17 protein-coding genes and 1 pseudogene are annotated in these 20,269 nt (G+C 70.3%); 13 read left to right on the top strand and 5 right to left on the bottom strand.

Annotation, left to right across the window (positions count from 1 at the left end; all coding sequences use genetic code 11):
• Positions 1-7 precede the first annotated feature (7 nt).
• Genes JWQ91_RS04465 through era form a run of 5 tightly spaced genes read left to right on the top strand, consistent with a single transcriptional unit; the run spans position 8 to position 4,038 of the window.
• Complete coding sequence (locus tag JWQ91_RS04465) at positions 8-1,018, top strand: PhoH family protein (RefSeq protein ID WP_297781382.1); 1,011 nt, start codon at positions 8-10, stop codon at positions 1,016-1,018.
• A complete protein-coding gene (gene ybeY / locus JWQ91_RS04460) occupies positions 996-1,472 on the top strand; it encodes an rRNA maturation RNase YbeY (protein ID WP_297781380.1) in 477 nt (158 codons plus the stop codon). The genes JWQ91_RS04465 and ybeY overlap by 23 nt, the downstream gene beginning before the upstream one ends.
• Before the next feature lie 10 nt (positions 1,473-1,482).
• Positions 1,483-2,787: a hemolysin family protein gene (locus tag JWQ91_RS04455; protein WP_297781377.1), complete on the top strand. Its 1,305-nt coding sequence runs from the start codon at positions 1,483-1,485 to the stop codon at positions 2,785-2,787.
• Positions 2,771-3,109, top strand: a complete 339-nt coding sequence (locus JWQ91_RS04450) for a cytidine deaminase (RefSeq protein ID WP_297781375.1) — start codon at positions 2,771-2,773, stop codon at positions 3,107-3,109. The genes JWQ91_RS04455 and JWQ91_RS04450 overlap by 17 nt, the downstream gene beginning before the upstream one ends.
• Complete coding sequence (gene era, locus JWQ91_RS04445) at positions 3,106-4,038, top strand: GTPase Era (protein ID WP_297781374.1); 933 nt, start codon at positions 3,106-3,108, stop codon at positions 4,036-4,038. The genes JWQ91_RS04450 and era overlap by 4 nt, the downstream gene beginning before the upstream one ends.
• A 24-nt stretch (positions 4,039-4,062) precedes the next feature.
• On the opposite strand, the gene JWQ91_RS04440 is transcribed toward era, so the two are convergent.
• A complete protein-coding gene (locus JWQ91_RS04440; RefSeq protein WP_297781370.1) occupies positions 4,063-5,739 on the bottom strand; it encodes a methyltransferase domain-containing protein in 1,677 nt (558 codons plus the stop codon).
• An 82-nt stretch (positions 5,740-5,821) separates the two neighbouring features.
• Complete coding sequence (locus tag JWQ91_RS04435) at positions 5,822-7,390, bottom strand: stealth family protein (protein WP_297781368.1); 1,569 nt, start codon at positions 7,388-7,390, stop codon at positions 5,822-5,824.
• 101 nt (positions 7,391-7,491) lie between these two features.
• Between JWQ91_RS04435 and JWQ91_RS04430 the strand changes: the two genes are divergently transcribed.
• Positions 7,492-8,511 carry a PHP domain-containing protein gene (locus JWQ91_RS04430; protein ID WP_297781366.1) on the top strand — a complete coding sequence of 340 codons (1,020 nt, stop codon included), beginning with the start codon at positions 7,492-7,494 and terminating at the stop codon, positions 8,509-8,511.
• 3 nt (positions 8,512-8,514) lie between these two features.
• Here the strand turns inward: JWQ91_RS04430 and JWQ91_RS04425 are convergent, their stop codons facing one another.
• Both JWQ91_RS04425 and JWQ91_RS04420 read right to left on the bottom strand, forming a co-directional pair.
• Positions 8,515-9,234, bottom strand: a complete 720-nt coding sequence (locus tag JWQ91_RS04425) for a hypothetical protein (RefSeq protein WP_297781350.1) — start codon at positions 9,232-9,234, stop codon at positions 8,515-8,517.
• 40 nt (positions 9,235-9,274) lie between these two features.
• Positions 9,275-9,760: a flavodoxin family protein gene (locus tag JWQ91_RS04420; RefSeq protein WP_297781340.1), complete on the bottom strand. Its 486-nt coding sequence runs from the start codon at positions 9,758-9,760 to the stop codon at positions 9,275-9,277.
• A 70-nt stretch (positions 9,761-9,830) separates the two neighbouring features.
• Between JWQ91_RS04420 and JWQ91_RS04415 the strand changes: the two genes are divergently transcribed.
• The 3 genes from JWQ91_RS04415 to JWQ91_RS04405 are packed head-to-tail and all read left to right on the top strand — an operon-like array spanning position 9,831 to position 14,240.
• Complete coding sequence (locus JWQ91_RS04415) at positions 9,831-10,769, top strand: AAA family ATPase (protein ID WP_297781337.1); 939 nt, start codon at positions 9,831-9,833, stop codon at positions 10,767-10,769.
• Between the two features lie 2 nt (positions 10,770-10,771).
• The gene (locus JWQ91_RS04410) at positions 10,772-12,031 is read left to right on the top strand and encodes a DUF58 domain-containing protein (protein ID WP_297781334.1); all 1,260 of its coding nucleotides are present in this window, start codon (positions 10,772-10,774) and stop codon (positions 12,029-12,031) included.
• A complete protein-coding gene (locus JWQ91_RS04405) occupies positions 12,018-14,240 on the top strand; it encodes a DUF3488 and transglutaminase-like domain-containing protein (RefSeq protein ID WP_297781331.1) in 2,223 nt (740 codons plus the stop codon). Before JWQ91_RS04410 ends, JWQ91_RS04405 begins: the two co-directional genes overlap by 14 nt.
• Positions 14,241-14,254: 14 nt before the next feature.
• On the opposite strand, the gene JWQ91_RS04400 is transcribed toward JWQ91_RS04405, so the two are convergent.
• Positions 14,255-15,271 carry a glutathione S-transferase C-terminal domain-containing protein gene (locus tag JWQ91_RS04400; protein WP_297781329.1) on the bottom strand — a complete coding sequence of 339 codons (1,017 nt, stop codon included), beginning with the start codon at positions 15,269-15,271 and terminating at the stop codon, positions 14,255-14,257.
• A 242-nt stretch (positions 15,272-15,513) separates the two neighbouring features.
• On the opposite strand from JWQ91_RS04400, the gene leuA reads away from it, so the two are divergent.
• The 4 genes and pseudogenes from leuA to JWQ91_RS04380 all read left to right on the top strand — a co-directional run.
• On the top strand, positions 15,514-17,253 hold the full coding sequence (leuA, locus tag JWQ91_RS04395) for a 2-isopropylmalate synthase (RefSeq protein ID WP_297781327.1): 1,740 nt from the start codon (positions 15,514-15,516) through the stop codon (positions 17,251-17,253).
• Positions 17,254-17,486: 233 nt separating this feature from the next.
• Positions 17,487-18,569, top strand: coding sequence for a saccharopine dehydrogenase C-terminal domain-containing protein (locus JWQ91_RS04390; protein ID WP_297781324.1), 1,083 nt, complete (start codon positions 17,487-17,489; stop codon positions 18,567-18,569).
• Positions 18,569-20,074, top strand: a complete 1,506-nt coding sequence (locus JWQ91_RS04385; protein WP_297781322.1) for an aldehyde dehydrogenase family protein — start codon at positions 18,569-18,571, stop codon at positions 20,072-20,074. Before JWQ91_RS04390 ends, JWQ91_RS04385 begins: the two co-directional genes overlap by 1 nt.
• A 13-nt stretch (positions 20,075-20,087) precedes the next feature.
• Positions 20,088-20,269, top strand: a pseudogene (locus JWQ91_RS04380) (DUF1338 family protein); the annotation flags it as partial.

Genomic DNA, 20,269 nt, shown 5'->3' with positions numbered 1-20,269 from the left:
GCACCACATGACTGACGACACAGACCTCACGCCCGGCCCGCCGGCCCACACGTTCACGATTCCGTCGAGCGTCGCAGCCGTCGCCCTGCTCGGCCCCGCCGACGAGTTCCTACGCATCATCGAGGAATCCTTCGACGCCCGGATCCACGCCCGCGGCAACACCATCACGGTCACCGGGGCACCGTCCGAGGCGGCGCTGATCGAGCGGCTGCTCGACGAGCTCGTCACGATCGTCCGCACGGGCCAGCACCTGACCCGTGAGACCGTCGAGCGCAGCGTGTCGATGCTGCGCACCGAGACGGAGGAGAAGCCGGCCGAGGTGCTGAGCCTCAACATCCTGTCCAACCGCGGTCGCACGATCCGCCCCAAGACGGTCAACCAGAAGCGCTACGTCGACGCGATCGACAAGCACACGATCGTCTTCGGCATCGGTCCGGCCGGCACCGGCAAGACCTATCTCGCGATGGCCAAGGCCGTGCAGGCGCTGCAGGCCAAGGAGGTCAACCGCATCATCCTGACCCGGCCCGCGGTCGAGGCCGGTGAGCGGCTGGGCTTCCTGCCCGGCTCGCTGAGCGAGAAGATCGACCCCTATCTCCGCCCGCTCTACGACGCGCTGCACGACATGATCGACCCCGAGTCGATCCCCAAGCTGCTGACCAGCGGCGTCATCGAGGTCGCTCCACTGGCCTACATGCGCGGCCGGTCGCTCAACGATGCGTTCATCATCCTCGACGAGGCGCAGAACACGACGCCCGAGCAGATGAAGATGTTCCTGACCCGGCTGGGCTTCGGCTCCAAGATGGTCGTGACCGGCGACGTCACGCAGGTCGACCTGCCATCGGGCGACAGGAGTGGGCTCCGCGTCGTCCAGGACATCCTCGACGACGTCCGTGACATCCACTTCTCCAACCTGACGGCCTCCGATGTCGTCCGCCACAAGCTGGTCGGGCGCATCGTCGCGGCCTATGGCGAGTACGAGGAGGGCACGGACTCACGTGAACGTCGACGTACTCAATGAGTCCGGGGTCGACGTCGACGTCGTCGGCCTGACCCGGTTGTGCCGCTTCACGATGCGGAGGATGCGCCTCCACCCCGCCACCGAGCTGACCCTGCGGCTCGTCGAGCCCGACACCATCGCGGTGCTCAACGAGCAGTGGATGGGCAAGGAGGGGCCGACGGACGTCCTGTCGTTCCCGATGGACGAGCTCACGCCCGGCACCGAGGGTGCCGAGAGCCCCGAGGGCTATCTCGGCGACATCGCGCTGTGCCCGCAGGTCGCGGAGCAGCAGGCGCCGGCCGCCGGCCACTCGACCCAGGACGAGGTCGACCTCCTGACGGTCCACGGGATCCTGCACCTCCTCGGCTACGACCACGCCGAGCCGGAGGAGCACCGGGAGATGTTCGGCATCCAGGGTCGCTTGCTGCTGGAGTGGCAGCAGGCCGCCGCGGGCGCCGACCCCGAGCAGCTGTGACACCCCTCCGATGACCTGGTTGCCGATCGCTCTGTCCGTCCTCCTCGCCGTCCTGGCGGGGACGTTGGCGAGCGTCGACGCGGCTATCTCGGCCTTCTCCAAGGCCCGGGCAGAGGAGCTCGAGGACGAGGGCCGGTCCGGCGCCGGGCGGCTCGCGCACGTCCTCGACGACCCCGCCGCCTATCTCAACTCGGTCCTGCTGCTGCGGGTCATCGCCGAGACCGCGAGCATCGTGCTGGTCGCGCTCGTCGTGGCCGACCACATGGACGGGCTCTGGAGCCGGTCCGCCGTCGCGGTCGCCATCATGTCGATCGTCAGCTTCGTCCTGATCGGGGTCGGTCCGCGGACGCTGGGCCGCCAGCACGCCGAGGCGATCGCCCTGGTCTCCGCGCTGCCGGTCATCGGCCTGACCCGGCTGCTGGGCCCCATCCCGCAGCTGCTGATCCTGCTCGGCAACGCCGTGACCCCGGGCAAGGGCTTCAGCGAGGGTCCCTTCGCCTCCGAGGTCGAGGTGCGCGAGCTGGTCGACCTGGCCGCCGCGAGCTCGGTCATCGAGACCGACGAGGGCAAGATGCTGCAGTCGGTCTTCGAGCTCGGCGACACGATCGTGCGCGAGGTCATGGTGCCGCGCACCGACCTGGTGTTCATCGAGCGCCACAAGACGCTGCGGCAGGCGATGTCGCTGGCGCTGCGCAGTGGCTACTCCCGGATGCCGGTCGTCGGGGAGAACCTCGACGACGTCGTGGGGATGGCCTATCTCAAGGACGTCACCAAGCGGGTGTTCGACAACCACGACGCCGAGACCGTGGAACGCGTCGAGTCGATCGCCCGGCCATGCCTGTTCGTCCCCGACACCAAGCCCGCCGACGACCTCCTCAAGGAGATGCAGGCACAGCGCACCCACGTCGCGATCGTCGTCGACGAGTTCGGCGGCACGTCGGGCATGGTGACGATCGAGGACATCGTCGAGGAGATCGTCGGCGAGATCACCGACGAGTACGACACCGAGCCGGAGGCCCGCGAGCAGCTGGCCGACGGCAGCTGGCGGGTCAGCTCGCGTTTCGAGGTCGACGACCTGGACGAGCTGTTCGACATCCCGATCGAGGACGACGACGTCGACTCCGTCGGCGGCCTGATGGCCAAGCACCTGGGCAAGGTGCCGATCCGGGGGAGCGTCGTCGAGGTCGAGGGACTACGTTTCGAGGCCGAAGGTCCTTCGGGTCGGCGCAACCGCATCGGTCACGTGCTCGTGAGCCGGCTGGACCACCGAACACATGACGACGGAAAAGGTACGGAACATGGATCTCAGTCCTGAGGACGCCAAGCTGGTGACCCTGGCGCGGACCTCGCGGGCCCGCACCCGGGCGGAGCACGGCGCGGCGGTTCGCGACCAGGACGGTCGTACGTACGTCGCCTCGACCGTCGTGCTGGAGTCGATCCGCGTCGACGCGCTCGACCTGGCCGTCGCGATGGCGGTGTCCTCCGGCGCGACCGGCATCGAGGCCGCCGCGCTGGTCGGCGAGATGGTGCCCGAGCCGCTCGTCAACGGCACGGCCGTCCGCGACGTGTCGGGCCACGGCATCAGCGTCTACCTCGCCGACCCGGCGGGCACCGTCGTGCGGGTGAGGACGACATGAGCGCCGGCTCCACCGCACAGCACCGCTCGGGCTTCGCCTGTTTCGTCGGCCGACCCAATGCCGGCAAGTCGACGCTGACCAACGCCCTGGTCGGCGGCAAGATCGCGATCACCTCGTCCAAGCCGCAGACGACACGCCACGCGATCCGTGGGCTGGTCAACCGCGACGACGCGCAGCTGATCCTGATCGACACCCCGGGACTGCACAAGCCGCACACCCTGCTGGGCGAGCGGCTCAACGCCCTCGTCCGGTCGACGTGGTCCGAGGTCGACACGATCGGGATGTGCCTGCCGGCCAACGAGAGCGTCGGCGAGGGCGACAAGTTCCTGATCAAGGAGCTGGCCCAGATCCGGCGCAAGCCGGTGTTCGCGATCGCGACCAAGACCGACCTGGTCAAGCCCGACCGGCTCCGCGACCACCTGCTCGCGATCCAGCAGGCCGGCGCCGACGCCGGGCTGCAGTGGCAGGAGATCATCCCCGTCTCGGCGGTCGCCGACGAGCAGATCGACCTGCTCGCCGACCTGCTGATCGGCACGCTCCCGCCCGGACCGGCGCTCTACCCCGAGGGGCAGCTCACCGACGAGCCCGAGGAGACCCTGATCGCGGAGATCATCCGCGAGTCGGCGCTCGAGGGCGTCCGCGACGAGCTCCCGCACTCGATCGCCGTGATGGTCGAGGAGATGGTGCCGCGCGCCGACCGCCCTGACGACAAGCCGCTGATCGACGTCCGGGTCAGCGTCTACGTCGAGCGGGACAGCCAGAAGGGCATCATCATCGGCAAGCAGGGGACCCGGCTGCGCCAGATCGGCAGCGACTCCCGCTCACAGATCGAGAAGCTGCTCGGCACCCCGGTGTTCCTCGACCTGCACGTCAAGGTCGCCAAGGAGTGGCAGCGCGACCCCAAGCAGCTCCGCAAGCTCGGGTTCTGACCTCAGGACCCGAGCCCGGGCCGCTCAGCCGCGACGACCCCAGCGACGACCCCGCGCCGGGGGAGTGCTCGCAGCGGGTCCCTGGCGGGCGATCACGCGGTAGAGCACGGGATCCTCGTCCTTGTAGACCGAGAGGCCCGTGCCCTCCTGCTCCTCGAGCACGGTGAACCCGAAACGCTCGCTCAGGGAGCGGCCGAACGCGGGCCCGTTCTGGAAGCGCCGGTAGTGCTTGCCGTACGTCTTGGCCTTCGCCTCGTCCTCGTCGGTCCGGAACTCGGCAGCGAGGTGGTCGCCGGGCCGGGCGGAGTCGGCCAGCGCCTTCATCAGGCCCTCCTGCACGTCCTCGGGGATCGAGTGCAGGAAGAAGCGCAGGTAGAACAGGATGGCGCCGCCGTCCGCCTGGGCGCGTGCGTTCTTGATCGCGGTGCGGACGCTCGCCACGTCCGACACGTCGCACGTGGTGAACGACAGGAAGTCGCTCAGGCCGGCCTGCTCCGACTTCTTGGTCGCGTGCTCGACCCCGACGGCCGAACGGTCGAGCCCGATGGCCCGTCGGCCGGCCTTGGCGAACGCGAAGCTGTCGCGCCCGTCGCCGGAGCCGATGTCCAGGACGGTCCCGGGGAGACCGCTGACGGCATTGACCTTGTCGAAGAAGGTGGATCCCGAGGTGAACTCGTGGCGGGCGTAGAAGTTGGTCCAGTAGACGGCTTCGCGGTCAGGCTGCGAGACCAGACCCGTCCTGTCCCGCTCGGTCCTGGCCTCGTCCCACGAGAAGCCGGCCTGGGGCACGGACCAGTTCTCCCCGTACAGGTGAGCGACGAGCTTCTCGGCGTTGACCGGGACGGCGACGTCGTGACCGGCCATCGTGCCCTTGGTGACGCCACTCCAGTCGTCGCGGCGGTACGGGCGGTCGCCGGCCCGCCCGAACGGCAGCGCGAGGTTGTCATCGGCGTCGAAGTACGTGTGGAACAGGTCGATCCGCAGGCGCGGATCGGCCGAGTCGTGGATGTGCAGGGCGGAGTACTTGCACTCCACGTCCATGCCGGCATCGACGAGGGCGAAGGCCACGTCCCGGAGCTCCGCGGCCGCCGTCGGGCCGTCGGAGTGCTTCGACACGTAGGCCGTGTCGAAGTCGTTGTCGTGCCCGATGAACCCGCCCTCGCGGACCTGCCCGAGCAGGCTGCCGTAGAAGACGAAGATGTCGTAACCGGTGGTCGCCTTGACGACCTCCGCCGTGCGTTCGTAGAGGCTGATGACCTCGGACTGCCACTGCGTGTCGAGCTTCTTGGAGAGCTGCAGGCGGCCCGAGCGGTCGAACACGAATCCCTCGGCGAACTTCCGCCGCAGGTCGTCGACGTCGAACTCGCCGTCGGTGCCCCGGCGCTTGAACAGGCCCTTGCCGGCGATCGGCAGGGGTTCACCGTCGACCCGGAAGCTGACCTGGTCGGTCGTCTTGACGTAGGACCACAGGTCCCGGATCGCGAACAGGAATCCCTTCGCGGTGCCGTTGGTGTTGACCTGGGAAGGGTGATCGGCCCAGGTCGTCATGACGACGAGGTCGTTGAGGCACAGGTCGACCCGGACCGGGAACTGCTCGGCGTCGCCGGCGACCCAGCCCACCGCTCTCCTGGCCGTCATGACCTGGACCACGCCGTGGACGGCACGGGGCGGGGACGGGCGGCTGTCCGCTGAACTTGTCATCACTCTCCACTTTCATTGCCGTGACGGGTCATGGTGTGCGCCCGCGGCGTGATCTGGTTGGTTGCCACCCTAGGGTGGGGCGTCATGACGCACCCAGCTCGAAGGACGACGGGTGGGGGAAGTACGCCTCGAGGAACGTCCGGACGAGCCCGTCGACGACGGCCTCGCGCTCCGGCGGGACTCCCGCGTCGTTGATGCAGAACGTGTGGTGCTTGCGGCTCGCGAGGACATTGGCGAGCTGCTCGTCGATCACGGGCTTCCACAGGGCGAGATAGCGCTGCCTGAGCCGGCCGGGCGCGGCGCGACCGGTGGCGAATCCGAAGTGCGGGGCCATGAACGCGATCGGCCGGAGGTCGTTCGGCGATCGGAACTGCTCGCGCTGGCAGGCGTCGAACTCGGCCTGGAAGCGTTCCTCCAGCTCGTACAGCACGGAACGTCGGACCGGGTAGGGCACGTGGCTCATCTGCTTGTGCACGACGAACCCGAAGTGTTCACGGAACAGGTCCACGGCGTTGCGGTCCGCGACGAGGTACTCCTCGGACGTGGAGTTGATCAGGTCGGCCGAGATCGAGTGGCCGGCCGGGAAGAACTTCATCATGCCGTTGGCGAAGAAGAAGTCCTCCCAGGAGCACGGCTTGCCCAGGAACATGTCGTCGTTGAAGTAGATGAAGTGCTCGGCCAGGCCCTCGATGTGGTGGAGCTGGGTCTCGATCGAGCTGGAGTTGAACGTCGGGAGGGACTCGTGATCGCTGTAGATGTCACGGTGGGACACGACCTCGATCTGCGGGTGCGAGACGTCGAGCCAGGACGGGGTCTGGTCCATCGTGACCAGGAAGATCTTCCGGACGAACGGCGCGAACATCTCGATCGAGCGCAACGAGTACTTCAGCTCGTCGCGGTTGCGGAACCGCTCGGGCAGGTCGGCCCGGCCCTGATGGTCCTCGTGATCGCCGGGCTCCCACCGGTGGGCTGCCTTGGCGGCGAGCCATGCCGGGTCCTGGTCGTCGACCCACGTGAAGACGACATCGATCGGGAAGTCGCGTCCGTACAGGTCGGGAGCGGCGTCGGTGTCGCCGAGGAACCGCGGTCGTTCGCCCCGTGGGGCGATGACGTCCTCGAACGCCTTCCATCGCGCGTCCGTCAGGATGTCGTTGGTCCGCGGAGCCTGGGCGTAGTCGCTTCCCTTGAGCGCGCTCACCGACTCCTGCCAGAAGTCGATCTCGACCACGCTGCGGGTCTCCGAGCCGCTGGAGACCCCCTGCTTCTCCTGGATCCACACGTCGAACCGCAGCAGGTCGTCACGGTCGACCGTCCCGGCCAGCTGGGACGTCGGGCGCAGCGGTGCCGGCCACTGCTGGAAGAGGGCCGAGCAGCCACCGGCGTCCAGCGATCGCGTGAGCAGGGCGACGACGGCCGCCCGGTCCCGGATGTGGAAGTGGAGGCGTGGGCGCAGCTGGTTGACCTTGCCGGCGGTCGTGAAGGAGATCCCCGACGCCGTCAGCTCCTGGGCGAGAGCGTCCAGCAGGAGGTCGCGACGTGGCCCGCGAGCGACCTCGATGGGCCGTGTGATCGGCCGACCGAGCAGGAGTCGGTGGTGGACGCGTCGCAACAGGCTGTAGCAGCGGGCATAGATTCGTCGAGTGGGCGTCATCGGAGTGGTGGACGATAGCACTCGTGCGGTGGCACGGGATGCGCTGGTGCCTTGCCGGCCATCCCGGTGCGCCCCGCGTCCTGATGGGGTAAGCAGGTCGCATGGACGCCGTCGACGCGCTGACCGAGATCGCCTTCTGGCTCGAGCGCGAGCAGGCCAAGACGTACCGGGTCGAGGCGTTCCGCAAGGCGGCGGCCGCGATCGAGCACCTCGACGCCGACGAGCTCGCGGCGCAGGTGCGTGACGGCCGGCTCAAGCGGGTCAAGGGGATCGGTGACCGTACGTTCGGGGTCGTGCGCCAGGCGGTGGGCGGGGAGGTGCCGGACTACCTGGTCGAGCTCCGCGCCGCCGGGGCCGCACCACTCGCCGAGGGTGGGGTCGAGCTGCGGGCGCTGCTGCGGGGCGACCTGCACAGCCACTCCGACTGGTCCGATGGCGGATCGTCGATCCAGGAGATGGCCCGGGCGGCGCGCTGGCGGGGGCGGGAGTACCAGGTCCTCACCGATCACTCGCCGCGGCTGACGATCGCCAACGGGCTGACCGCCGAACGCCTCGCGGAGCAGCTCGGCGTCGTGGCCGCCGTGGACGCGGCCCACGACGACTTCCGCCTGCTCAGCGGGATCGAGGTCGACATCCTCGACGACGGGTCGCTCGACCAGACCGACGAGATGCTCGAGCGGCTCGACGTCGTCGTGGCGAGCGTCCACTCCAAGCTCCGGATGGATGCGCGCGCCATGACGCTGCGCATGATCACCGCGATCGGCGACCCGCACACCAACGTCCTCGGGCACTGCACCGGCCGGCTCGTCGCGGGAGGGCGGGGCCAGCGGCCGCAGTCCGAGTTCGACGCCCGGGCGGTGTTCGGGGCCTGCGCGGCCTTCGACGTCGCGGTCGAGATCAACGCGCGCCCCGAGCGGCAGGACCCGCCCGACGACCTCATCGCGATCGCGCTGGAGGCCGGGTGCCTGTTCGCGATCGACACCGACGCCCATGCGCCCGGCCAGCTGGACTTCCTGGACTTCGGGGCCGCGCGCGCGACCGCCAACCACGTGCCGGCCGACCGGATCGTGACGACCTGGCCCGTCGAGCGCCTGCTGGAGTGGTCACACCGCAAGCGGTAGGAGTCAGGCCAGGGCGGCCGACAGCTCCCGGATCTCGGCGGGCGTGACCTCGCGGGCCACGCGCCCCGTCACCTCGTCGTACACGTCGATCAGGTCGGCCAGGCCGCGGACCATCCGGCGGGCGCGGGCCGGGGCGTTGCCGCAGTCCGCGCGGCACTCGCCGGAGGCGGCGATCGTGTGGGCGATCGACAGGGCCGCCATGGCGTAGGCCTCCGCGGCCTCGATCTCGGTCCAGTGCGCGAACATGAACAGCCGCGCGGCCGTCCGGTGGTGGTCGACGTGCTCGTGGTCGAGATCGCCGTCCGGGAGGGTGAACAGGGCGGAGGTCGAGAGGGCGTCGCTGACGTCCTCCTCGTCGCCGTCGTGTCCGATCCACTCCTCGGCCCGGGCGACCGCCGCCAGGGCCGGGCCGCGGGAGTCGGGCTCGAGCAGTGCGATGACCTGCCGGGCCTGGGCCAGGCGCAGGCGGGCGCGGAGGTCTGAGGAGTCCTCGGTCGTGCCGAACAGGCGGCCGATCAACGGCACCAGCCGGGACCGGTCGCTGTCTCGCAGGAGGTCATTGGTCGTGCGGGCCTCGTGGGCGAGGATCTCGTGGGTGCACTCGGGGCGGTCGCTCCACTCCTCGCCGGCGAGCAGCGAGACGTACTCCATGACGCAGGCCTCGCCGTGGCTCGCGTCGTGGGATCCGGCGGACAGGGTGGGGAGCGAGTCGGGGACGGCCATGACCCCATCTTCTCCCGGGACGCCACGATCCGCGACGGGTTCAGCCCATCAGCAGCGCGGCCACCGTGCCACCGAGCTCGTGCGCCGCGTCGAGGTCGGACTGCTCCACGTCGCCCATGACCTCGAGCACCGCTGCCGACTGCGTCCACGGCAGCGCCTGCACGATGCTCTGCACGGATCGCACGGCACCCGTCGTGTCGTAGCGCCCGTGCACCCAGAGCCCGTACGGCTTGCGGCCCCCCGCACCGCCGCCCGCTGAGCCGTCGTCGGACAGCGCACCCCCGAGCTGGAGGAACGTCGAGTCGAAGAAGTGCTTGAGCGCCCCGCTCATGTAGCCGAAGTTGGCGCTGGTCCCGAGCAGGAACCCGTCGGCGTCGCGGGCCTCGTCCACCGTCACCTCCAGCGCCGCTCGGACGACGACCTCGACGCCGTCGATCACGTCGTCGGAGGCGCCGGCGACGACGGCCTCCGTCAGTGCCGCCGTCGCGGCGGTGGGGGAGTGATGGACGATCAGCAGGGTGGCCATGCGCTCACGCTAGCGACCTCGGAAACGGATGTGTGGCTGCGCGTTTGTGCGAATGTGCTTATCCTCACATATGGAGTTCGAGACAGTCGCTCGTGCCATTCTCGCCAACATCGAGACGGTCATCGACGGCAAGCCGAAAGCCGCGGAGGCCGCCCTGGTGGTGTTCCTCGCGGAGGGCCACCTGTTGATCGAGGACGTCCCGGGCGTCGGCAAGACCGTCCTGGCCAAGGCACTCGGGCGGTCCGTGAGCTGCTCGGTCCGCCGGATCCAGTTCACCCCCGACCTGCTGCCGTCGGACATCACGGGCGTCTCGGTCTACAACCAGGTCGAGCGCGAGTTCGAGTTCAAGCCCGGAGCCGTGTTCGCCAACATCGTGATCGGCGACGAGATCAACCGCGCCTCGCCCAAGACCCAGTCCGCCCTGCTCGAGGCGATGGAGGAGCGACAGGTCACGGTCGACGGCACGACGTACGTCCTCGCGAGCCCGTTCACGGTCGTCGCGACCCAGAACCCGTTCGAGATGGAGGGCACGTACGCCCTGCCCGAGGCCCAGCGCGACCGCTTCATGGCGCGCATCTCGATGGGCTACCCCGACGCCGCCGCGGAGCTCGCGATGGTGCGGGGGCGGGACGCCGAGAACCCGTTCGACGGCCTCGAGCCGGTCGCCTCGATCGAGGACGTGCAGGCCATGATCGCGACGGCCCGCGCGGTCCACGTGTCGCCGCCGGTCGAGCGGTATGCCGTCGACATCGCCCAGGCCACCCGCGTCGACCCGGACCTGCGCCTCGGCGCGAGTCCCCGAGCCACGCTGCAGCTGCTGCGCGCGGCCAAGGCCCGCGCCGCCGTCCAGGGCCGGGACTTCGTCCTGCCCGACGACGTCGACGCCCTGGTGCCCGTCGTGCTCCCGCACCGTCTCATCCCGATGCGTGGGGTGTCCTCGGTCGAGGACGTCGTCGACCGCATCGTCGCCGAGACCCCCGTACCCGCCGGCGCCGTCCAGCCGAGCTGACCATGTCCGGGGCCGAGTCGGGACGCCTGCGACGGGCAGCGAGCTCCGTCGTGCTGACCCGTCGGGGCATCGGCTTCGTCGTCGCGGCCGTCGTCTCGTTCGTCCTGGCGCCGGCCCTGTCGCTGCCGGCGCTGCTCTCTGTCACGGGGCTCCTGCTCGGGCTCGTCGTGCTGTCGTCGGTCTTCGTCTTCGTGGGGCACTCCCGGGTCCGGATCGAGCGGTCGTTCACGCCCCAGGTCCTCCCGCCCGGCGCGCTCACCCGGGCCACGGTCCGCGTCACCAACCTGTCCTCGCTGCCGTGCCTCGAGGCGCACTGGGAGGACCGGCTGCCGCACGGCGTCACGGGGGACGCGGCGGGGATGCTGCCGGCGCTGGGCGGCAGCCACAGCAGCTCGTCGCGGGTGTCGTTCACCTACGCGCTGCAGGGACTGCGTCGTGGCCGGTACGACATCGGCCCCCTGCAGGTCAACGTGCACGACCCGTTCGGCCTGGTGTTCCGCCGTCACTCGTTCGGCGACCAGGAGCCGCTCACGGTGCTGCCCCGGCGGGTCGACCTCCCGCCGATCGCCCCGCGGGGCGCGACCGACGACGGTGCGACCCGACCGGCACCGCACAGTGTCGGCGTCGGAGACGACGACATCATCGCCCGCAGCTATCTGCCCGGTGACGCGCTCAAGCGCATCCACTGGAAGGCGACGGCGCACCGCAGCGAGCTGATGGTGCGCCAGGAGGAGCAGCAGACCACCCCCCGGGCGGCGGTGGTCCTGGACTGCGATCCCGCGACGCAGGGCACGGCGCGCGACCGGGGCGGGCGGTGGGAGTACTCGACGCCGTTCGAGTGGTGCGTCGTCGCCGCCGCGTCGATCGCGGCACACCTGGTCAAGGCCGGCTACGTCGTGGCGGTGCAGTCGAGCGGCCGTGGCGTCGACCGGCTCGTCGCCGAGGGCCAGGACACGCTCGAGGACGCGCTGGTCGACCTCGCCGTGGTCGAGGCGGAGGACACCGACGCCGGCGGCCGGGTCGCGGCGGAGCGAGCGACGTACGTCGTGCTGGGACGGGTGACGCTCGCTCGGGCGCAGCACTGGGCGACCGCCCTGTCCTCGTCGCGGGCCGTCCTGGCGCTCGTCGAGCGCGGCACGTCCGCCGAGGCGCTGGACCTCCTCGACGGCGCGCGCTGGCGCGTCGTCAGCTATGCACCGGGCGACGACCTCACCGACCTGTGGTCCCGGTTCGACGGAGCGACGAGCCATGCTCAGGGCTGACCCCGGGCGCCGGGCGCCGTCCCGCTCGACCCGCGAGACGTGGTTCGACCACGCGGTCCTGGCGCTGGCGCTGGTGCTGCTCCTGACGGGCTACGGCTCGATCGTGACCGGCAACGACTGGTGGGTCACGACGCTGCTCGTCGCCCTCATGTCGGGGGTGACGTGCGCTGTCCTGCGGGGGCTCGGCTTCCGCTTCGTGGCCCCCGTCGCGGGCGTGGTCGAGCTGTACGCACTGGCGTGGATCTTCGTGCCGGAGACGTTGAGCGCCTTCCTGCCGACCCTCGATACGGTGCGGGGCCTCAACGACCTGGCCTACACGGCCCGCATGATCATCGTGGAGGAGCAGGCGCCGGTCGGCGCCGCCAAGCCCATCGTCCTGGTCGTCGCGGCGTCGTTCGGGCTGATCGTCATCGTCGCCGACCTGCTGCTGCAGACCCGGCGTGCGGCAGCGCTCGTGGGGGTCCTGCTCGTCGCGGTCTATGCCACCCCAGCCCTGATCTCCGGCGAGACGCCGTCGGTGTGGCTGTTCGTCTCGGTGGCCGCCCTGTGGCTCGTGCTCCTGCGCTCGCGCACCGCCACGACCGCATTCGTGTCGCGCGGGTCGAGCCCGGCGCTGGTCCTCGGCAGCGGCGCCCTGGTCGCGGCGATGCTGTTCCCGCTGGTCTCACCGGACGTCGGCGCCGTCGCGACGGCGTGGGGCAAGCCGCCGTCGACGGTGTTCGGTCGGGGGATCAACCCGATGCTGGAGCTGGGCCAGAACCTGCGTCGCAACAGCTCGGTCACGGCGCTGACCTACACGACGGAGCTGCGCTCGGCGCCCTACCTCAAGGTCGCGACGCTGCGGGACTTCTCCGGCAAGACCTGGCGGCCGGCGACGACGCCCGGGCTGATGGACCAGAACGAGGGCCAGGTCGTGCTGCGCAGCGACATCGACGTCGAGCCGGTCAGGACGACGGTGTCGATCCGCAACCTACGCAGCTCGATGCTGCCGGTGCCCTACCCGGCCCTTCCCAACGTCATCGGGCTCGAGGGGGCGTGGCGGTTCAACCGGGTCGGCCTGACGCTGTCCTCGGAGACCGCCGACTCGCGCGGGCAGACGTACACCGTCACGAGTCTCGACCGGGAGCCGACGGCCGAGCAGATGAGGTCGATCGACAGCTTCATCGGGTCGAGCGTGGAGCCCTACCTCGAGCTGCCCGCCGACATGCCCGAGGTCATCGCGGAGACCGCCAGGAAGGTCACGGCCGACGCGGACAACAACTACGACCGCGCGATGGCGCTGCAGGCCTGGTTCCGCTCCGAGGGTGGCTTCCGCTACTCCGAGACCGCGCCGGTCGCCGACGACTACGACGGCAACGGGGTCGGCGTGATCGCGAAGTTCCTCGACGTCAAGGCCGGCTACTGCGTGCACTTCTCCTCGGCGATGGCCGTCATGGCCCGGTCGCTGGGCATCCCCGCCCGGATAGCGGTCGGCTACGCGCCGGGCAGCCCGGTCGGCCAGCGGAACGGCGACACCGAGTACAAGGTGACGTCTGATGACCTGCACGCCTGGCCCGAGCTCTACTTCCAGGGCGTCGGGTGGGTGCAGTTCGAGCCCACCACGAGCATCGGCAGCGCGACGGCATTCTTCGAGCCGGCGTCGGACCCGACGTCCGACACCGGTGGCGCGGCGCCGGAGACGACGACCGGCGGGACACGGGGCGCGGACCGGGTCGACAGCGGGACGCCGACCTCGTCATCGTCCAGCCCGGCCCAGACCGCCTCGCGCAGCGCGCTCGTGATCGTGCCGGGACTCCTGCTCGTCTGTGCCGTCCCGGGGCTCGTGCGCTGGGTGCGCCGTCAGTGGCGGCTCAGCCGGGGCGGCGGCAGCGTCGACCCGCTGTGGCGTGAGCTCGAGGACCTCTCCCGGGACCACGGCATCGCGGTGTCGGCGGCCGACACGCCCCGGGGCTTCGCGGCGCGGCTGCGCCGGCGGCCGGGGATCGACGTGACGGCGCTCGACGCCCTGTTGCGGCGGGTCGAGCGCGAGCGGTTCGCCCGCGACGCCGACGTCGACGGCAACGGGCTCGCCGACCTCAGGGCCGTGGCCAGGTCGATCCGGGCGGGCGCCGGCAAGCGGGAACGCCTGCGGGCGACGCTGCTGCCGGAGTCGATCGCCGGCCGCGCACCGGTCCTGCGCTTCGAGCCCGGCACCGAGCCCGCGACCTGACCTGCCCTGTCCGATCAGAGCTCGGTGTCGGGCGGGGTGCCGTCCCCGAACGGGCGTCCGCCCAGGACCTCGCGGCCGTGCGGGGTCAGCCACACCTCCTCCTCCGGCCCCTTCGGGACGATCCCGGTCGGGTTGATGTCGGAGTGCACGACGTAGTAGTGCTTCTTGATCTGGTCGAAGTCGACCGTCTCGCCGAAGCCCGCGGTCTGGAACAGGTCGCGCGCGTACGCCCACAGCACCGGCATCTCGGTGAGCTTCTGCCGGTTGCACTTGAAGTGGCCGTGATAGACCGGATCGAACCGGACGAGCGTCGTGAACAGCCGCACGTCGGCCTCGGTGATCGAGTCGCCCATCAGGTAACGGCGGTCGGCCAGGCGCTCCTCGAGCCAGTCCAGCGCGGTCCACAGCCGGCCGTAGGCGATCTCGTACGCCTCCTGCGATCCGGCGAAGCCGCACCGGTAGACCCCGTTGTTGACCTCGGTGAAGATGCGCTTCATGACCTGCTCCATCTCGTCCCGCACGTCGGCGGGCCAGAGATCGGGGGCGCCCTCGCGGTGCAGGTCCGTCCACTCGGTCGCGAAGTCGTGGGTGATCCACGGGAAGTCGTTCGTGACGACCTCCCCGGTCGGCACGTCGACGATCGCCGGGACCGTGATCCCGCGCGGGTAGTCGGGATAGCGCTTGAGGTACGCCTCCTGGATCCGCTCGATGCCGAGCACGGGGTCGACGCCGCCGGGATCCAGGTCGAACGTCCAGCTGCGCGCGTCGTGGGTCGGCCCGCAGTAGCCGATCGAGATGACGTCCTCGAGCCCCAGCAGGCGCCGCACGATGATCGCCCGGTTGGCCCACGGGCACGCGCGCGCGACGACGAGCCGGTAGCGCCCCGCCTCGACGGGCCAGGTCGGGACGTCGGCAGGACCCTCGGTCGGGGCGCTGCCGTCCCGGGTGATCCGGTCGGGGATGTAGTTCATGTCCCGGTCGAACTCCTTGCCCGGCTCGACGTAGGACCCGGGGCTGCTGTCGGTGTTCATGTCCTTCACCCTAGGCAGTCGGGCGCCGGCGCGCCCAGCGGCCAGCGGGCGCGGCCCGAACCGGACCTCGTACGCCGCACAGGTTCCGGGTCCTGATAACCTAGGCGGACCATGCGGATCCAGAGCCTGCTCCTTCTCTGCCGCGTCGAGGTCCTCTAGGTCGGACCCCTCGGCGCGGAGTTTGTCACGTCCCGGCCGCCAAGCCCCTGACGGACCACCAGACAAGCACCCCGAGGATTCCGATGAGCACCTACGTCAACACCCCCCAGCAGCCGAGCGGCATGCCGTTCCAGCGCTACGCCCCCTTCGTGCCGGTCGACCTGCCGGACCGCACGTGGCCGGCCAAGACCATCACGCAGGCGCCGCGCTGGTGCGCCGTCGACCTGCGTGACGGCAACCAGGCCCTGATCGACCCCATGACCCCGGCCCGCAAGCTGGCGATGTTCCAGCTGCTCGTGCGGATGGGCTACAAGGAGATCGAGGTCGGCTTCCCCAGCGCGAGCCAGACCGACTACGACTTCGTGCGCCAGCTCATCGAGGGCGACCACATCCCCGACGACGTCGTGATCCAGGTCCTGACCCAGTGCCGCGAGCCGCTGATCGACCGCACCTTCGAGTCGCTGGTCGGCGCCAAGCAGGCCATCGTCCACTTCTACAACTCGACGTCGACGCTGCAGCGCCGGGTCGTGTTCGGCCTGGACAAGGACGGCATCACCGACATCGCGACGCAGGGCGCCCGCCTGTGCATGAAGTACGCCGAGATCCACACCCCGGACACCAGGATCTCCTACGAGTACTCGCCCGAGTCCTACACCGGCACCGAGCTCGACTACGCCCTGGAGATCTGCTCGGCCGTCATCGAGGTCATCGACCCGACGCCGGACTGGCCGCTCATCATCAACCTGCCCGCGACGGTCGAGATGGCGGTGCCCAACGTCTACGCCGACTCGATCGAGTGGATGCACCGGCACCTGCCCCGTCGCGACAGCATCATCTTGTCGCTGCACCCGCACAACGACCGGGGGACCGGCGTCGCGGCGGCGGAGCTGGGCTACATGGCCGGTGCCGATCGCATCGAGGGCTGCCTGTTCGGCAACGGCGAGCGCACCGGCAACGTCTGCCTGGTGACGCTGGGGCTCAACATGTTCAGCCAGGGCATCGACCCGCAGATCGACTTCCACGACATCGACGAGATCCGCCGCACGGTCGAGTACTGCAACGAGCTGCCCGTGCCGGAGCGTCACCCCTACGGCGGCGACCTGGTCTACACCGCGTTCAGCGGCTCGCACCAGGACGCCATCAAGAAGGGCTTTGAGCACCTGGCGATCGACGCGCACGCCGAGGGTCGAGCCGTCGACGACATGCCGTGGGCGGTCCCGTACCTGCCGATCGACCCGAAGGATGTCGGCCGGTCGTACGAGGCGGTCATCCGGGTCAACAGCCAGTCCGGCAAGGGTGGCGTGGCGTACATCCTCAAGAACGACCACCAGCTCGACCTGCCGCGTCGCCTGCAGATCGAGTTCAGCCAGGTCGTCCAGCAGCTGACCGAGGGCGAGGCCGGCGAGATCGAGCCCGCCGAGATCTGGTCGGCGTTCGAGGGCGAGTACCTCGAGCGGGACGAGCCCTACCGCCTGGAGAGCTTCAGCTCCACGACGTCACCCGACGGCAGCGACCAGCAGATCGTCGACCTGCGGGTCCGCGGCGAGGTCCAGCAGTTCAAGGGCGTCGGCAACGGTCCGGTGGCGGCGTTCGTGGACAGCCTGCGCCAGGCCGGGGCGGACATCCGCCTGCTCGACTACTCCGAGCACGCGCTGGCACCCGGGACCGAGGGCGCGACGACCCGCGCCGCGGCGTACGTCGAGTGCAACGTCGCCGGCGAGACCGTCTGGGGCGTCGGGATCCACGAGAACATCGTGACGGCCTCCCTGCGCGCGGTGGTGTCGGCAGCCAACCGCGCCGAGGCGCAGACGATCCCGGGGTAGGTCAGCGCGCGGCCGCTCGCCGCTGGTCGACCACCAGGCGGACCGGGGCGAGCGCCCACACCAGCACCAGGCCCCCCACCGTGCTTCCCGCGGTGTTCCGGATGTGCGACGTGTCACTGTACCGGCCGGTACAGTGATCGGCCCGGTTCGCGGTACGCTCGACGTGACGCCGATCACCCTTCGGCGCAACGTCCGTCCCACGGCGCAACCCGCCGGGGGCTTGAGGAGGAACCGTGACGCGCATCATCAACCAGGTCGCCGTGTTCGGGCTCGGCAAGGTCGGCGAGCTCGTCGCCGACCTGCTCGGCGAGTCGGGCTTCAAGGTCATCGGCTATGACGCCGCCCCCCGCGAGGACCTCGGGTTCGAGGTCAAGCCGCTCGACGTCCGCGACGCCGCGGTCCTGCGCGAGTCGCTGCGCGGCGTCGACGCCGTCGTGTCGTGCCTGCCGTTCCACCTCAACATCGAGGTCGCCGAGGCCGCGTACGACGCGCGGGTCCACTACTTCGACCTGACCGAGGACGTCCCGACGACCAACCGGGTCATCGAGCTGGCCGGCGACCGGCCGGCCGCCGCGTTCGCCCCCCAGTGCGGGCTCGCACCGGGCCTGATCGGGATCATCGGGGCCTCGATCGCGAAGACGTTCGACGAGATCCGCTCGATCGAGCTCAAGGTCGGCGCGCTGCCGCAGAACCCGACCGGCCTGCTGGGCTATGCGATCAACTGGTCGCCCGAGGGCGTCGTCAACGAGTACCTCAACGACTGCGAGGTGCTCCGCCAGGGACACCGCCAGATGGTGCCGGCGATGACCGAGAAGGAGCGCGTCTTCATCGGCGGCATCGAGCTCGAGGCCGCGCTGACGTCCGGCGGGCTCGGCACGATGTGCGAGACGTACGAGGGCTCGGTGCACCGCCTCGACTACAAGACGCTGCGCTATCCCGGCCACTTCGACCAGATGCACTTCCTCTTCGACGAGCTCAACCTGCGCGAGCAGCGCGAGCTGGTCGGCCAGATGCTGGTCGACGCCAAGCCGCCGGTCAGCGACGACGTGGTCTACATCCACGCCGCCGTCGAGGGGCGCAAGAATGGTCACCCGTTCCGGGAGAACCACGTCCGCGCCTACAAGCCGCTCGACATCTCCGGGCGCACGTGGCGCGCGATCTCGTGGACGACGGCCGCCTCGGCGGTCAGCGTCGTCGAGCTCGTCGCGGACGGCAAGCTACCGGTGACGGGCTTCATCAAGCAGGAAGACATCACGTTGGAGGCCCTGTTCTCGACGCAGGCGGGCCGCCACTTCGCAGAGCAGGGGAGAGTCTGATGACCGACACCACCACCCGGACGCAGGAGATCCTGGCCCGCCTCGGCGTGGGGGATCCCTTCACGGCCGACGGCGACCTGGTCAGCCGATCGCCGATCGACGGCAGCGAGCTGGGGCGCCTGCGGTCCCACACCGCCGAGGAGGCCGCCGACGTCATCGGCCGCGCGCAGCACGCGTTCGAGCAGTGGCGGACCGTCCCGGCGCCCGTCCGGGGCCAGTACGTCCGTGAGCTCGGCGAGCTGCTGCGCGAGCACAAGGACGATCTCGGCGCCCTGGTCTCGATCGAGGCCGGCAAGATCGTCTCGGAGGGCCTCGGCGAGGTGCAGGAGATGATCGACATCTGCGACCTGGCCGTCGGCCTGTCGCGCCAGCTGCACGGCCTGACGATCGCGACCGAGCGGCCGGGGCACCGGATGATGGAGCAGTGGCACCCGCTGGGGGTCATCGGCGTCATCTCGGCGTTCAACTTCCCGGTCGCGGTGTGGTCGTGGAACGCCGCGCTGGCCTTCGTCTGCGGCGACGCCGTGGTGTGGAAGCCCTCGGAGAAGACGCTGCTGACGGCGCTCGCGTGCCAGGCGCTCGCGGCGGAGGCCGGCCGGCGCGCCGGCGTGCCCGACGGGTTGTCGGCGGTGCTGGTCGGCGACCGCACGGTCGGTGAGGTGCTGGTCGACGACCCGCGCGTCCCGCTCGTCTCGGCGACCGGATCGACCCGCATGGGCAAGGAGGTCGCGCCCCGTGTCGCGGCCCGCCTCGGACGTACGCTGCTGGAGCTCGGCGGCAACAACGCCGCGATCGTCGCCCCGTCGGCGGACCTGGACCTCGCGGTCCGCGGCATCGTGTTCTCCGCCGTCGGCACGGCCGGCCAGCGGTGCACCTCGCTGCGGCGCATCATCGTGCACGAGTCGATCAAGGACGATCTCGTGGCCCGGCTCAAGGCCGCGTACGAGACGCTGCCGATCGGCTCCCCGCTGGAGGCCTCGACGCTGGTCGGTCCGCTGGTCGACGAGACCGCGTTCACGGCGTTCGGCGCGGCCGTCGCCACGGCCCAGGGCGACGGTGGCGAGCTCGTCACGGGTGGCAGCCGCGCCGACGTCGACGGCGCGGGGTTCTACGTGCACCCCGCGATCGTCGACATGCCCAAGCAGACCGAGATCGTCAAGGCGGAGACGTTCGCCCCGTTGCTGTACGTGCTGACCTACGCGGACTTCGCCGAGGCCGTGGTGCTGCACAACGAGGTCGCGCAGGGGCTGTCGTCGTCGATCTTCACCCTCGACCTCCGCGAGGCCGAGACGTTCATGTCGGTCGTCGGCTCCGACTGCGGCATCGCCAACGTCAACATCGGGCCGTCCGGCGCCGAGATCGGTGGCGCGTTCGGCGGCGAGAAGGAGACCGGCGGCGGTCGTGAGTCGGGCTCGGACGCCTGGCGGGCCTACATGCGCCGGTCGACCAACACCGTCAACTACTCCACCGAGCTGCCGCTGGCCCAGGGCGTCGAGTTTGTCTGAGCACGGGTCCGCCGTGTCGCCGACGGCGCTCCGCGCAAGGTTCGCGCGGGCGCTGTCGGACCTGTACGGCTCGGAGGTGCCGGCCTACACGACGCTCGTCGAGGTCTCGGCCGAGGTCAACGCCGAAGTCCTTGGCAACAGGGACGACGCCGAGCGCTTCGGGACGATCGGGCGCGTGACGGCTGAGCGTCATGG

The organism is Aeromicrobium sp., from assembly GCF_025965075.1.
GTDB lineage: Bacteria > Actinomycetota > Actinomycetes > Propionibacteriales > Nocardioidaceae > Aeromicrobium.
The sequence above is the reverse complement of the archived record's forward strand: the minus strand, read 5'-3'. Positions and strand labels throughout refer to the sequence as shown.